This is a genomic window from Falsiroseomonas oleicola, assembly GCF_019029495.1.
GTDB classification, from domain to species: Bacteria; Pseudomonadota; Alphaproteobacteria; order Acetobacterales; family Acetobacteraceae; genus Falsiroseomonas; species Falsiroseomonas oleicola.
In genome coordinates this window covers 1-514 of sequence record NZ_JAERQM010000028.1, presented here as the reverse complement: position 1 = coordinate 514, position 514 = coordinate 1, and the positions used below count along the sequence as shown (strand labels likewise).

The 514-nt window shown below is 56.6% G+C and carries 1 tRNA gene and 1 pseudogene; both read left to right on the top strand.

The annotated features are described in order from the left end of the window. Window positions 1-119 precede the first annotated feature (119 nt). A tRNA-Lys gene (locus JJQ90_RS26750) sits at window positions 120-193 on the top strand. Between the two features lie 116 nt (window positions 194-309). Beyond that, window positions 310-514: pseudogene (locus JJQ90_RS26745) on the top strand (hypothetical protein); the annotation flags it as partial.

Here is a 514-nt window from a genome sequence, read left to right as displayed (position 1 = left end):
GCGTCCATTTTTCATGTCCCTGATCCGCTCCGATTCTGGTTATATGTCAGATGAAAGACACGAAAATGGATCCGTCGAATGAAAAGGCCTTTTAGGATGACCACGGTAGGATTTCGTGGGGGCCGGTAGCTCAGTTAGGGAGAGCGACGGACTCTTAATCCGTCGGTCGGGGGTTCAACTCCCTCCCGGCCCGTTCCACGAATTGCCGAGTGACGACGAATCGCCGAGTGACGACGAATCGCCAGGAAAAAATAACCCGTCGGTTCGGCTTCCGCCGTGTTTTTCATGATCGATTCGGTAGGAGAACGTATGAGTGACACAGCAGAGCTGTCGACACCCGCCGAGGAAGCACCTGATGTCGGTGAGCTGACACCACCGGACCGAACGCTCATGGGTCCCGGACCGAGCGACGTTCATCCACGCGTGTTGAAGGCGATGAGTACGCCGCTCGTCGGCCATCTGGACCCCTCGTTCGTCGAGATCATGAACGAGGTGCAGGAGCTGATGCGGTACA